General features: G+C 65.0%; 18 protein-coding genes. 10 read left to right on the top strand and 8 right to left on the bottom strand.

Going from position 1 to position 12,956, the window contains the following annotated elements; all coding sequences use genetic code 11:
- Positions 1-282 precede the first annotated feature (282 nt).
- Positions 283-516 carry a hypothetical protein gene (locus HAP40_RS07450; protein ID WP_166818412.1) on the bottom strand — a complete coding sequence of 78 codons (234 nt, stop codon included), beginning with the start codon at positions 514-516 and terminating at the stop codon, positions 283-285.
- Between the two features lie 289 nt (positions 517-805).
- On the opposite strand from HAP40_RS07450, the gene HAP40_RS07445 reads away from it, so the two are divergent.
- The 5 genes from HAP40_RS07445 (at position 806) to HAP40_RS07425 (ending at position 4,225) form a co-directional block, all read left to right on the top strand.
- The gene (locus tag HAP40_RS07445) at positions 806-1,258 is read left to right on the top strand and encodes a nuclear transport factor 2 family protein (protein ID WP_166818413.1); all 453 of its coding nucleotides are present in this window, start codon (positions 806-808) and stop codon (positions 1,256-1,258) included.
- 233 nt (positions 1,259-1,491) lie between these two features.
- On the top strand, positions 1,492-1,932 hold the full coding sequence (locus tag HAP40_RS07440) for a nuclear transport factor 2 family protein (protein ID WP_166818414.1): 441 nt from the start codon (positions 1,492-1,494) through the stop codon (positions 1,930-1,932).
- A 259-nt stretch (positions 1,933-2,191) separates the two neighbouring features.
- The gene (locus HAP40_RS07435) at positions 2,192-3,115 is read left to right on the top strand and encodes a hypothetical protein (RefSeq protein ID WP_166818415.1); all 924 of its coding nucleotides are present in this window, start codon (positions 2,192-2,194) and stop codon (positions 3,113-3,115) included.
- Positions 3,116-3,386: 271 nt separating this feature from the next.
- Positions 3,387-3,809, top strand: a complete 423-nt coding sequence (locus HAP40_RS07430; RefSeq protein ID WP_166818416.1) for a hypothetical protein — start codon at positions 3,387-3,389, stop codon at positions 3,807-3,809.
- A gap of 278 nt (positions 3,810-4,087) precedes the next feature.
- Positions 4,088-4,225: a hypothetical protein gene (locus tag HAP40_RS07425; protein WP_166818417.1), complete on the top strand. Its 138-nt coding sequence runs from the start codon at positions 4,088-4,090 to the stop codon at positions 4,223-4,225.
- A 30-nt stretch (positions 4,226-4,255) separates the two neighbouring features.
- Here the strand turns inward: HAP40_RS07425 and HAP40_RS07420 are convergent, their stop codons facing one another.
- The 3 genes from HAP40_RS07420 to HAP40_RS07410 form a co-directional block, all read right to left on the bottom strand.
- A complete protein-coding gene (locus HAP40_RS07420) occupies positions 4,256-4,402 on the bottom strand; it encodes a hypothetical protein (protein WP_166818418.1) in 147 nt (48 codons plus the stop codon).
- Positions 4,403-4,599: 197 nt separating this feature from the next.
- On the bottom strand, positions 4,600-5,079 hold the full coding sequence (locus HAP40_RS07415; RefSeq protein ID WP_166818419.1) for a MaoC family dehydratase: 480 nt from the start codon (positions 5,077-5,079) through the stop codon (positions 4,600-4,602).
- A complete protein-coding gene (locus tag HAP40_RS07410) occupies positions 5,079-5,531 on the bottom strand; it encodes a MaoC family dehydratase (protein ID WP_166818420.1) in 453 nt (150 codons plus the stop codon). The genes HAP40_RS07415 and HAP40_RS07410 overlap by 1 nt, the downstream gene beginning before the upstream one ends.
- 174 nt (positions 5,532-5,705) lie before the next feature.
- Here HAP40_RS07410 and HAP40_RS07405 point away from each other — a divergent pair, with 174 nt between their 5' ends.
- On the top strand, positions 5,706-6,002 hold the full coding sequence (locus HAP40_RS07405; RefSeq protein ID WP_008544511.1) for a DUF4282 domain-containing protein: 297 nt from the start codon (positions 5,706-5,708) through the stop codon (positions 6,000-6,002).
- Positions 6,003-6,145: 143 nt separating this feature from the next.
- On the opposite strand, the gene ychF is transcribed toward HAP40_RS07405, so the two are convergent.
- The 4 genes from ychF to HAP40_RS07385 all read right to left on the bottom strand — a co-directional run bounded on the left by ychF (position 6,146) and on the right by HAP40_RS07385 (position 9,261).
- A complete protein-coding gene (gene ychF, locus HAP40_RS07400) occupies positions 6,146-7,243 on the bottom strand; it encodes a redox-regulated ATPase YchF (protein WP_166818421.1) in 1,098 nt (365 codons plus the stop codon).
- Positions 7,244-7,364: 121 nt separating this feature from the next.
- On the bottom strand, positions 7,365-7,970 hold the full coding sequence (gene pth, locus HAP40_RS07395) for an aminoacyl-tRNA hydrolase (RefSeq protein ID WP_166818422.1): 606 nt from the start codon (positions 7,968-7,970) through the stop codon (positions 7,365-7,367).
- A gap of 58 nt (positions 7,971-8,028) precedes the next feature.
- Positions 8,029-8,754 (bottom strand): 50S ribosomal protein L25/general stress protein Ctc, encoded by a 726-nt coding sequence (locus HAP40_RS07390; RefSeq protein ID WP_166818423.1) that lies wholly within the window; start codon positions 8,752-8,754, stop codon positions 8,029-8,031.
- 255 nt (positions 8,755-9,009) lie between these two features.
- Entirely contained in the window at positions 9,010-9,261 is a 252-nt protein-coding gene (locus tag HAP40_RS07385) for an accessory factor UbiK family protein (RefSeq protein ID WP_007596812.1), read from the bottom strand.
- Positions 9,262-9,429: 168 nt separating this feature from the next.
- Here HAP40_RS07385 and HAP40_RS07380 point away from each other — a divergent pair, with 168 nt between their 5' ends.
- The 4 genes from HAP40_RS07380 to pgeF are packed head-to-tail and all read left to right on the top strand — an operon-like array spanning position 9,430 to position 12,925.
- Positions 9,430-10,167, top strand: a complete 738-nt coding sequence (locus HAP40_RS07380) for a dienelactone hydrolase family protein (protein ID WP_166818424.1) — start codon at positions 9,430-9,432, stop codon at positions 10,165-10,167.
- A gap of 8 nt (positions 10,168-10,175) precedes the next feature.
- Positions 10,176-11,021, top strand: a complete 846-nt coding sequence (lgt, locus tag HAP40_RS07375; protein WP_166818425.1) for a prolipoprotein diacylglyceryl transferase — start codon at positions 10,176-10,178, stop codon at positions 11,019-11,021.
- Between the two features lie 21 nt (positions 11,022-11,042).
- Positions 11,043-12,161 carry a class I SAM-dependent methyltransferase gene (locus HAP40_RS07370; protein ID WP_166818426.1) on the top strand — a complete coding sequence of 373 codons (1,119 nt, stop codon included), beginning with the start codon at positions 11,043-11,045 and terminating at the stop codon, positions 12,159-12,161.
- Positions 12,158-12,925 (top strand): peptidoglycan editing factor PgeF, encoded by a 768-nt coding sequence (pgeF, locus tag HAP40_RS07365; protein ID WP_166818427.1) that lies wholly within the window; start codon positions 12,158-12,160, stop codon positions 12,923-12,925. The genes HAP40_RS07370 and pgeF overlap by 4 nt, the downstream gene beginning before the upstream one ends.
- The last annotated feature ends 31 nt before the right edge of the window (positions 12,926-12,956 follow it).

Below are 12,956 nucleotides of genomic sequence, written 5' to 3'. Positions count from 1 at the left end.
GAGCGACGTCAGATCTGACGGAAAAATACGAGGTAGATGATCAGGCCGACCATCGAGAATGATAGCAAGACGCCGACCCGACTGTACTTGACGCCTGGAGACCGGCCGGCGTTTCGTCGAAAGCGAACGAGGGCAAACAGGAATAGGATTGCGAGGACACCTCCCCACAAGAACTTCCCAACGACCATCGTCCTCTCGTCCCACTCAACCGCAGCGTTTGCACGTCAAACTTACCATCGCAGCATGCCCGACGGAAGACGATGGGCGGTGGTCTAGACGGCCCTACAACCTCCCCTGCCCGTTCACCTGGCTCTGCTGCTGCCGCTGCTTGTCCTGCTCCTTGGCGTGGTGCCGGCCGTAGAGGCAGCCGGCGGCGGCGCCGAGGACGCCGTGATGGCCGGCATAGTGGCCGGCGACCCCGCCGACGATGGCGCCCTTGATGCAGCCCTTGGCGCTGGCGGCCGAGGTTGCGCCGAGCAGGAGCAGCGCGGCGGCGATGGCGGTGAGCGATTTCATGGATCGATGTCTCCGGATGTGCCTCGGCGTGCCAACGGGACCGCTTGTGGGCCGGTTCCATGCGCGCGCAGCCGCGCGGACTTGCGCGTTTGTCCATGCGCCTTGCGCACCGGGCGACTGGAGGCGCGAAACTCGTGCAATTCAGCGCCAATCGCCGCAGCACCATGAACCTGGCATTGCGCTCGTGCGTCCCACCCTCTGTAACATCCCGGTGATTTTGCGGATTGCCGGTGCGCGCGACCACGCGTTAGCCTCGCGCAACGCCACAGGGCCAGCAAGGACGGGCGGAATGACTGTCGAGAAGCTGAATCGCCAGCGTGTCGTAAACCTGCTCGACGCCTTCGCGCGCGGCGATATCGAGGCGGCGCTGGCGTGCTGCACCGACGACGTCGATTTCCTCACCCATGCGCCGATCGACGTGCTGCCGCACATGGTGCCGCGCCACGGCAAGGAAGAGCTGCGCGAGCTCTGGCAGACGATCTGGTCGCGCTATTCGGAGATCCGCTACAAGGCGCCCGTGATCGTCGCCGAGGGCGACGAGGTCGCGACCTACATGCACACCTATTTCAGGAAGCGCAGCAACGACCGCGTCGTGCAGTTCGACATGGCGGTGTTCTACAGCTTCCGCGGCGGGCTGGTGGCGCAGATCCGCGAGATCATCGATTCCTACGATCTGGTGCAGCAGGTGCTGGAGCGGGAGATCGGGCCGCTGATCACAGGGACCGGGGTGGACGGGGGTTAGCCCCGATGGGGCGCGGCTTGCGGGTTCCATTTGCGCGCCAGAACCGGGAAAATACGGGGCTTTGTTGCAAATCTCACAAAATGCTCGCAATTGTGCATTGCGAAAACGTGAATTGTATTTTCGCCGAAACCCCGTATTTGTTCGTACACAAATGAGTTGAGCGCCCCGGCACCTGTCCCCGTGCATGGGGTTGTTTTCCGTTTTTTCGCAAGCCAGCTTCAGGACTGCCCCAAATGACAGAGCACAGCCTCTCGCGTTTCTCGCGCGCGTTGCACCGCGCGATCAACGACCGGCATTTCAGGGATATCGAGGCGCTGATCGATGAGGACGTCGAGTGGGCGCTGTACGGCCCGATCGACATGTTTCCGTTCCTCGGCGCGCGGCAGGGCAAGGACGCCGTGCTCGACGTCATCCGCCAGCTCGCCGACAATTTCCACGTCCGCCGCTTCGACCGCGAGAGCATCATGCTCGGCGTCGATTCCGCCGCCTCGATGCTGCGCTACTCGCTGACGGCGCTGGATTCCAACAAGCCGATCAGCTTGCGCGTGGCGCAGTTCGCCCAGTTCAGGGCGGGCAGGCTCGTCAGCATGCGCGTGCTGATCGACACTTTCGACCTGGTCGAGCAGGCACTCGGCCGCGCCATTCATCTGCCGAAGATGACGAGCGCCGGCTGAGGGGGACGCCAACGGGTCCCGCTCTCCGGGACCGATGACGACACTGACATGGCGCCCTGGCCTCCAGCCCCGCCGGATGCGGCCGTGTCAGAAGCTCGTCGTCGGGCGCGCGCTTTTCGCGCGGCCCGTTGGTTCGATTTTTCGCGGCAAGCCGTCACAATTTCGCGACGATGGACCCGCATGTTTCGCGCGGAATGGTGCATGGCCGAAGCTCGATATATACCGTCGAGGGCATGTGCCGGGGGTTGCGGGCAGGACGATGGAATTCTCGACAGGGTTTGGCTGGACCAGGCTGCCGTTGCTGGCGGCTGCCTTCATCTTGAGCTCGGCGCTGACGGTCTCGGCGCAGATCATCCCGCCCTTCTCCCCACCCGCAGCCGCGCCTGACGATGAGGCCGAGACAGAGGCCGTCGCGGAGGCCCCCGACGCCAATGACCCCGACGTGCTCAAAGGCATCGACGTCGACAAGCTCGACTGGAGTCAGCTCGCGGTCGACGCAGGGACCGGCGTCGATCCCATGGCCGCCAAGAAACGCGCCCAGGCCGCGGCCAAGGACGGTCTGGACTGGTCGTCGAATGCCAATGCAAACGGCTCCTCGGCGGTGACCGTGAAGCAGTCCGTGTTCTCGTTCTGGGATACGCGGATCGGTGCCGACATGACGGTGGCAAGCGAGCCCCGGACGATGTCCGAGCTGCTCGCACAAAAGGCCGGCAATGGCGGCAGCCTGCCGCAATCCTCCGGCAGCGCCTGGGCGACGGCGACCGCGCCAGGCGCGGGCGTGATCTGGGACAAGACCGCGGTGGAAGCCCGGGTCGATCCCGGCTCCGAGCAGAGCAAGATCGGGGCCTCGCTGACCAAGTCGGTGCCGCTGTCCGGCGACACGTCGCTGACGCTCCAGAACGGCTACAGCGTCAACCAGCAGGGCACGACGGCGGTCCCTGGCATCGGCGGCCACATCACCCGCAATTACGAGACCGACCAGACCGCCAAGGTCACGCTCACCGACACCGGCACCAGCATCACCGCCGGCCAGTCGCTGTCGACCACCGACGACAAATGGCTGCGCAAGTTCGGCGCCGAGCAGAAGCTGTTCGACAACGTCACCGTCTCCGGCTCCGTCGGCGAGACCTCGCAAGGTGCGATCAACAAGAGCGTGACGGCGGGGTTCAAGAAGAGCTGGTGAGCCCAGCGCTCCGCTCTCTCCCTCATCCCGAGGTGCGCTCCAAAGTCCGTTCCGGGCGAGAACGGGCGCGCTCCTCGCCATGAGGGTTCCGCGCCTCGCTCACATTCACACTCTCCTAACCATACGCCATGGCAAAACCCCCGAATGGTCCGCCCTTGCCGCATCTCGGCCCATTTGCGGTCAAAATCGGACCCCTTGATGCGGGTTGCCTCACAGACGTCGTCGTGCGGGGGAGACTCGCGCTGCGCTCAACGCGAACAGGGGAATAACGATGAACGCCATGCGTCCCGAAAAGGCCGAAACCACCGAGACCGAGACGGTCGACAACAATCTCGCCGCCGTGACCGAGGTCGAGGCCGGTATCCGCGATTTCGTCCGCAACGACATCGCCTATCTGCGCCGCCCGGCCGCGACCACCGCCGACGCGCCGCCGCTCGACCCAAGCGCGGAAGCCACCGTCAACAACGTCAACTCGCTGATCCAGCGCGTCGCTGGAACCTCGCTCGCCGAGATCGAGAATTTGATCTCCGAGCTCGAGAGCCTGCGCGACCTGCTCCACGCCGAAGGCCAGCGCGTCCAGCGCGAGATCTCCGGCTACGCCCAGCTCAGCCAGGCCGCGATGAAGTCGACCCGCATGATCGCGGACAACGTCGCGCAGTGGAAGCGCGCCGCCGACGGCCTCCGCAACAGCTAAGCACTGCTAACTTGCATCACCGGCCGCCGCGTTCCCGGAAGGGAGCGCGGCGGTTATTTTTTGGGGGGCCCCGGAGGCGGTGCGGCACGCCGTGACGCGCCGCAGAGCCGGCTCATGGTCAGGATGAATACGCGGCGAGATGAGTCCCGGCTTTGCGCAGCGGCGTTGCACGCTGCAGCGCGTCCGGGACACGAGGGGGCACTGTTGAACCCTTCGCCGCTTCCCGGCGACCAACACCAAGCGCCCGTGCAGCTACCGCCGGGCCTTGGGGACATCTCATGGAAAGCATTCGGCCCGACAACACGGACCCGATCGCGCTGCGACCCGCGCCGAGCCAGCTCGGCACGATCATGCTGCGCTTTGTCGGATTGCTGGCGGTTGCGATCGCAGTCTTGGCGTTCGTCTATAGCCGCTGACACGGAGCCGGAGCGGCCCCGAAACAATTCTTACCGCGAGGCTTCCACGGTCGAGGCTTCCAGGGTGTAGGCGCCATCGGCATAGCCCTTCACCACCATGCCGGCGACCAGCATCACGGCCAGCGTCGCGGTCGCGAAGATGAATCCGACAAACTTGAGTGCGCCGCGATCTGCCATGGTCCTCGTCCCCTGTCTCTGCCCATTCGTTTCAATTAGACAGCGACAGGTTCATAATTAGTTAGCAACTCACTGGTTCCGCCAAACTGCTTCGCGGTAACCATGTTGCGCAGGCTTATGGCAGCGCCCCCGAATCGCGTCCATAGCGCGCGGGCAACACTCGCGCACTCATTTGGACCGTTCATTTTGGAACAGATCTAACCGGCCTTCCGCATCGGCACGAAGGCCGACGCGGTGATGGAGTAGACCTCCTCGCCGCGCTGGTTGGTGCCGGTGGTGCGCGCCGTCAGAATGCCCCAGGCGGGGCGCGAGGCGGAGTTGCGCTTGTCGATGACGACGTTGACGTAAGAGACGGTGTCGCCGGCGAGCACCGGCCTGATCCAGCGCAGGTCGCGAAAGCCCGGCGACGGACCCCACACCGCAACCTCCTCGCCGCGCGAAGCGGCCTCACGCGCCAGGCGCTGGCCGTCGGCGACAAGCAGGCTCATGCAGGCCGAGCCGACATGCCAGCCCGAGGCCGCGAGCCCGCCGAACAGCGAGTTCTTGCCCTCCGCCTCGTCGAGGTGGAAACGCTGCGGATCGAACTTGGCCGCGAAAGTCTTGATCGACTCCGCCGTGAACGTGTAGGCGCCGATCTCGCGGCGCTGGCCGATCTCGATGTCCTCGAAGAACCGCATCAGACCGCCCCCTCGCGCCGCTTGATCAGGATCGGCGAGGTCATCTCGGCGAGCGCCTGCCCCGCCGCGTTGCGCACGGTGCATTTGAATTTCACGATGCCGAGCCCCGGCCGGCTCTTCGAGGTGCGCGCCTCCACGACGTCGACATCGAGCATGAGATCGTCGCCGGGCCGGAGCGGAGACAACCAGCGCACCTCATCGACGCCGGGCGAGCCGAGCGAGGCCGCGCGGGTGATGAAACCGTCGGCCATCATCCGCATCATCAGCGAGCACAGGTGCCAGCCCGAGCCGGACAGGCCGCGCAGCATGCTCCGGGCCGCCGCCTCCTCATCGAGGTGCATCGGCTGCGGATCGAACTCGGCGGCAAAGGCCAAAATCTCGTCGCGGGTGACATGGCGCGGGCCGAACGTTCCGAACCGGCCGGGCGGGAAATCTTCGAAGGTCAGGGTCATCTTGGGATTGGTTGGCGGAAATGACAGATTGTGGCCGCACTTTGCGGCAATCTCAACCCGCCGGCCCGCATGGCTCGTGCTACATTCGACGCGGCGGCGTGGTCTTGAGTCGGATCAGCCTGGGGGTCGCGATCCGCGGTCCGATTTGAAATCCCGATTTGCCTGGGGAGAGCAATGTTTTCATTCAGCGACCTGTTTCAGTGGGACCGGTTCATCACCCCCACGATCATCAAGACCTTCTATTGGCTGGTGATCGCGCTGATCTGCCTGTTCGGCCTCTCCGGCGTCTTCTCCGGCCTTGCTGCGATGGCGATCAGCCCGTTCGGCGGCTTTCTGGTGTTGCTGTCGTCGATCGCCAGCGTGGTCGTCGGCATCGTGTTCTCGCGCATCGTCGCGGAACTGATCCTGATCGTCTTCCGCATCAATGAGCATCTCGGCGCGATCCGCGACCAGGGTGGCGGGATGCGGTGAGGCTCTCGTGTCCCGGACGCGGCGCGGCATGAAATGACGCGACACAGAGCCCGGACCCGTGCATCCGCAATCAAGACTCCTGGGCCCCGGCTCTGCAGCGCACCGCAAGAGCGCTGCGCTGCATCCGGGGCACGAGCTTCAGCTTACGTATTGAACCTGAAATGCATCACGTCGCCGTCGGCGACGACGTATTCCTTGCCCTCGAGCCGGAGCTTGCCGGCATCGCGGGCGCCGGCTTCGCCATTCAGCGCAACGTAGTCCTCATAGGCGATGGTCTCGGCGCGGATGAAGCCCTTCTCGAAATCGGTGTGGATCACCCCGGCCGCGCCCGGCGCCTTGGTGCCGCGATAGATGGTCCAGGCGCGCGCTTCCTTCGGGCCCACGGTGAAATAGGTGATGAGGTCGAGCAGCGTGTAGCCGGCACGGATCAGGCGGTCGAGGCCGGCTTCTTCGAGGCCCAGCGTCTCCAGGAAGTCGGCGCGCTCCTCGCGCGAGATGGTCGCGATCTCCGACTCGATCTTGGCGGAGATGACCACGGCAACCGCGCCTTCCTTGGCGGCCTGCTCCTGCACCGCCTTGGAGAACGCATTGCCTGTCGCGGCCGAGCCTTCCTCGACGTTGCAGACGTAGAGCACCGGCTTCGACGACAACAGGCCGAGCATGGAGAAGCCGCGCTCCTCCTCGGCCTTGCGCTCGACGAGGCGCGCGGGCTTGCCGTCACGCAGCAGCACCAGGGTGCGGTTGACGAGGTCGAGCTGCTCCTTGGCGTCCTTGTCGTTGCCCTTGGCCTTCTTGGTGAGGTTGTCGACGCGCTTCTCGAGACTGTCGAGGTCGGCCAGCATCAGCTCGGTCTCGATGGTCTCGATGTCGGCGAGCGGGGCGATCTTGCCCTCGACATGGGTGATGTCCGAATCCTCGAAGCAGCGCACGACATGCGCGATGGCATCGACCTCACGAATGTTGGCGAGGAACTGGTTGCCGAGGCCTTCGCCCTTGGAGGCGCCGCGCACGAGACCGGCGATGTCGACGAAGGTCAGCCGGGTCGGAATGATCTGCGCCGACTTGGCGATCGCCGAGAGCTTGTCGAGCCGCGGATCCGGCACCGCGACCTCGCCGACATTCGGCTCGATGGTGCAGAACGGATAGTTGGCGGCCTGCGCCGCGGCCGTCTCGGTCAGCGCATTGAACAAGGTCGACTTGCCGACATTGGGCAATCCGACGATCCCGCATTTGAATCCCATAGATCCTGGCCTCCGCGCTCCGCGCGTATATGTATTCCGAATTCGTCATGCGCGGGCTTGACCCGCGCATCCATCGTCTTCGAAGGATGGATCGCCGGATCAAGTCCGGCGATGACAAGCGTTATTCCTTGCCGTTCTCGTCCTTGGTCAAAAACCCCTTCGCCTGCATGGCAAGATGCACCCTGTTGGCGAAGGTCGCGTCCGTGCCCTTGACAATCAGGGCCGCGTGCTCGGCCACCGCATCGCAGAGCGTCGCCACCCATTCAGTGTCGGCCTTGGCGAAGTCCGACAGCACGTGGCCGTGCACCATTTCCTTGACGCCGGGATGACCGATGCCAAGCCTGACACGGCGATAGTCATTGCCGATATGGGCCGAGATCGAGCGCAGGCCGTTATGGCCGGCGATGCCCCCGCCGATCTTCACCCGCACCTTGCCCGGCGGCAGTTCGAGCTCGTCATGGAACACGGTGACGTCGCCAGGAGCGATCTTGAAGAAGCTGGCAGCCTCCTGCACGGCGCGGCCGGAATCGTTCATGTAGGTCGTGGGCTTGAGCAGGATGACGCGCTCGGTGCCGAGCGTGCCTTCCGAGGTCTCGCCCTGAAAACGGCGGCGCCATGGCGCGAAACCATGACGCCGCGCGATCTCGTCGACGGCCATGAAGCCGATATTGTGCCGGTGACGTGCGTATTTCGCGCCGGGATTGCCGAGCCCAACAAAGAGTCGCATGACGCGGCGCGCCCCTCGCTCGGCGCGCGATCAGGGACCGCGCGCCAGCTTTGAGAGATTACTTCTTCTTGTCGCCGCCGGCCGGAGCCTTGGCAGCAGCCGCCGGAGCAGCAGCACCCGCGGCCGGAGCCGCAGCGCCAGCCGCCGGAGCAGCAGCAGCGCCCGGAGCCGCGCCACCAGCAGCAGCCGCAGCCGCGGCCTTCTGCTCTTCGGCGTAGCCGGACGGCGGCACGATGGTGACGAGCGTCGCGTCCTCGCGGGTCAGCGCCTTCACGCCGGACGGCAGCTTGACGTCCGACAGATGCAGCGAGTGACCGATTTCCAGCGAGCCGACGTCGGCCTCGATGTACTGCGGAATGCTCTCGACACCGCATTCGAGCTCGATCGCGTGGGCGACGATGTTGACGGTGCCGCCGCGCTTGACGCCCGGGGACGTTTCCGCCTTCACCACGTGCAGGGGCACGCTGATGCGGATGGTGGCGCCTTCGCCGAGCCGCATGAAGTCGACATGGATCGGGAAGTCCTTGACCGGATCGAGGTGATAGTCACGCGGGATCACGCGGTGCTTCTTGCCCTCGAGGTCGATGTCGACCAGCGTGGTCAGGAACCGGCCGGCGAGGATGCGCTGGCGCAGTTCACGATCCTCAATCGAGATCGTCAGCGGGGGCTGGTTGTTGCCGTAAATCACTCCGGGCACTCTGCCGGCGCGACGCTCAGCCCGGGCGGCCCCCTTGCCGCTCTTCGGACGCGCGGTCGCCTTCAATTCCTTGACGGTCGTCGCCATGTCGTTAAGTCCTTGTTTTTGCAAAAGTTAATGGGCCGCAGCGCGGCCCATGGCATCATCCGCAGCAAGCCTCCAGGGGTGCGGGGGCCGCAGACGTGGCGGGCTTTTACCCGGAAGATACGGAAATGACAAGGAGAATGGTCCCCTGTCATGCCTGGGCCTGACCCGGGCATCCATCACCCAGAACGGCCTTTCGAAGTGGATGGATGGCGGGGTCAGGCCCGGCCATGACCAATCGGGGGAGCCCCGCCGGCCTCAGCCCCCGAGCTTGGCCTCCAGCGCCGCAATCCGCGCCTTCAGGGCCTCGTTCTCCTCGCGGGCGAGGCGAGCCATATCCTTGACCGCCTCGAACTCCTCGCGCTTGACCAGATCCATGTCGCGCAGGAATTTTTCGGCCTGGGTCCGCATGACCGTATCGAACTCGCGCTTGACGCCCTGGGCAGCACCTGCGGCGTCGTTCATCAGGCGGCCGATCTCGTCGAAAAACCGGTTGTTGGTCTGGGTCATTTCGGTCTCCTGGCGGCCTCAAGATAAACTTTGCGCGAACGCTCCGAAAGACAATGGCAATCCGATCAGGACGGTTCAAGAGCCGATCGGAGGTATCCTTGTCACGCCCCGGTTTCCTTGCAATCGTATTCAACGTCCCTGCATAAGAAGAATCATAAGGCGCACGAGATGATCGACCAGCAGATCGCGATCCCCACCAGGGACGGCCACAGCGCAACCTTCATCAGCCATCCCGAACGCGGCGGGCCGTTCCCGGTCATCCTGTTCTACATGGACGCGCCCGCGATCCGCGAGGAGCTGCGCGACATGGCGCGCCGGCTCGCGACATCGGGCTACTATGTGATGCTCCCAAACCTCTATTACCGCTCCGGCGTGATGGAGCTCGGCGCGCTGCCGGCCGATCCGAATGCGCCCGAGCGCAAGCGCATGTTCGCGCTGATGGGTTCGCTCACGATTCCCATGATCATGGACGACACCAGAGCGCTGCTCACTTATGCCGAGGGCCAGGCGGCCGCGAACACTGAAATCGTCGGCACCGTCGGCTATTGCATGAGCGGCCGTTACGCCGTCAACGCGGCCACGCATTTCCCCGATCGCGTCAAGGCTGCCGCCTCGATCTACGGCACGCAGCTCGCGACCGATCAGGACGACAGCCCGCATCTTGCCGCAAGCAAGACCAGGGCCGAGCTTTATTTTGCCTGCGCCGAGACCGATGTTTACGCGCCCAGCGAAATCATCGAGAAGGTCAAGCGGGGCATGAGCGGCGCGAAAGCCGAGGTCGAGATCTATCCCGGCACCCATCACGGCTTCGCCTTTCCCAAGCGCCCGGTCTACGACCGCGACGCCGCCGAGCGGCATTGGGAGCGTCTGCTGGCGCTCTATCGCCGCAATCTCGTTCAGACATAGAAGGCGCGATGCCCTTACTGCTCATCGACTTCCCCGCCTTCAAGCCGATCGCGATCGAGCTCGGCCCGTTCGCGATCCGCTGGTATGCGCTGGCCTATATCTGCGGCATCGTGTTCGGCTGGCTTTATGCGCGATCGCTGCTGAAGAACCAGCGTCTGTGGGGCGGGCCGGCACCGATCTCGCTGCTCCAGATCGACGACTTCATCCTCTGGGTCACGCTCGGCATCATCTTGGGCGGCCGCACCGGCTACGTGCTGTTCTACAATCTGCCCTTCTTCATCGAGCATCCTGCCGCGATCTTCAAATTGTGGGAGGGCGGCATGTCGTTCCATGGCGGGTTCCTCGGCTGCGTCGTCGCAGTGATGTGGTTTGCCTATCGCAACGGCATCTCGATCCTGTCGCTCGGCGACATCACCACCGCCGTCGCCCCGGTCGGGCTGCTGCTCGGACGCATCGCCAATTTCATCAACGGCGAATTGTGGGGCCGCGCCACCGATCCGAGCCTGCCCTGGGCCATGATCTTCCCCAACGATCCCACACATCTGCCGCGCCACCCGAGTCAGCTCTACGAGGCCGGCATGGAGGGCATCCTGCTGTTCACGGTGCTTGCGATCATGATCCGCTTCGGCGCCTTGAAGCGGCCCGGCATGATCCTTGGCGCCTTCATCCTGATCTACGGCCTGACCCGGATCGCCGGCGAGCACTTCCGCGAGCCGGACGCGCAGCTCGGCTTCATCTGGGGCGGATTAACCATGGGCATGCTGTTGTCGATCCCGATGCTTATCGTCGGCCTCATACTTATTGTATGGGCAGTCAGGCGCGGTGCGCCGAAGCCCATCGAGGCCGTTCGTTAATTCATTTCGAGAAGATAGACCGTGAGCGACCAGCCGCTATTCAACGAGATCAAGGCGCTGATCAAATCCTCAGGCCCGATGCCGGTCTGGCGGTACATGGAACTGTGCCTGATGCATCCGCGCTACGGCTATTACGTGTCGCGCGATCCGCTCGGGCGCGAGGGCGACTTCACCACCGCGCCCGAAGTCAGCCAGATGTTCGGCGAGCTGCTGGGACTGTGGACCGCCTCGGTCTGGAAGCAGATGGGCTCGCCGCAATTCCTGCGGCTGATCGAGCTCGGTCCCGGCCGCGGCACGATGATGGCGGATGCGCTGCGCGCATTGCGCGTGCTGCCGCCACTCTACCAGGCGCTTCACATCCACATGATCGAGGTCAATCCCGTCCTGCGCGAGCGGCAGAGCGCGACGCTGGCGAACATCCGCAACATCGCCTGGCACGACAGCATCGACGAGGTGCCCGAAGGACCGAGCATCATCCTCGCCAACGAATTTTTCGACGTGCTGCCGATCCATCAGATGGTCCGCCTCGAGAACGGCTGGCACGAACGCGTGATCGAGATCGATCCCAACGGCAAGCTTCAGTTCGGCGCGGCATCCGAGCCGACGCCGCGCTTCGACGTGCTGCTGCCGCCCCTGGTGCGCGCGGCGCCGGTCGGCGCCGTGTTCGAGTGGCGGCCCGACGGTGAGATCATGAAGCTCGCGACACGCGTGCGCGACCAGGACGGCGCAGCCCTGATCATCGACTACGGCCATCTGCGCAGCGATGCCGGCGACACCTTCCAGGCGATCGCGCGCCACACCTTCACCGATCCCCTGAAGGCGCCGGGCCAGGCCGACGTCACCGCCCATGTCGACTTCCAGGCGCTCGCGCGTGCGGCCGACGATGTCGGCGCCCGCGTGCACGGGCCGGTGACGCAGGGCGACTTCCTCAAGCGCGTCGGCATCGACACTCGCGCGGCGGCCTTGATGCAGAAAGCGACGCCGGACGTCGCCACCGACATTTCGGTGGCACTCAAGCGCCTGACCGAAACCGGGCGCAGCGGCATGGGTTCGATGTTCAAGGTGCTCGGCATCTCCGAGCCGCGGCTGACGGGGCTTGCCGGCCTCAGCGATCTCGAACAGGCTGGAGACGGTTCATGACGCTCGTTTCGTCGCTGCTGTCGGCCGTACCCGGCCTGCGCCATGCCTTCTTCACCCGTGAGGGCGGCGTCTCCAGCGGCATCTATTCGGCGTTGAACGGCGGGCTCGGCTCCAACGACGATCAGACCCTCGTCGCAGAGAACCGCCGCCGCATGGCCGAGCATGTCGGCGTCGCGCCGGAACGTTTCCTCAGCCTGCACCAGATCCATTCGCCCGACGTGCGCGTCGCAGACCTGCCGTGGCCGAGCGGACCGAGGCCAAAGGGCGATGCGCTGGTGACGAAGACGCCCGGCATCGCGCTCGGCATCTCCACCGCCGATTGCGGACCGGTGCTGTTCGTCGATCCCAATGCGCGCGTGATCGGTGGCGCCCATGCCGGGTGGAAGGGCGCGCTGACCGGCGTGCTGGAGGCAACGATCTCGGCGATGGAGAAGCTCGGCGCGACCCGCAGCGGCATCATCGCCGCGATCGGCCCCTTGATCCGGCAGGACAGCTACGAGGTCGGCAACGAGTTCGTCGCGCGCTTCATCGAGGCGGATGCGGACAACGCCATGTTCTTCATCCCGTCGGTACGTGAGGGACACGCGATGTTCGATCTCGCCGGCTTCATCCGCAAACGGCTCGAAGCCGCCGGCATCCTGATGATCGACGACCTCGGCCTCGACACCTACGCCGACGAGCGCTTCTTCAGTTACCGCCGCTCGGTGCATCGCAAGGAGCCGGATTACGGCCGGCACATTCACGCGATCGCGTTGGAAGCGTGAACACACCGGCAACGCCGTATCATTCCGGGGC

The organism is Bradyrhizobium sp. 1(2017), assembly GCF_011602485.2.
GTDB lineage: Bacteria > Pseudomonadota > Alphaproteobacteria > Rhizobiales > Xanthobacteraceae > Bradyrhizobium.
This window is presented reverse-complemented; position numbering and strand designations above follow the sequence as displayed.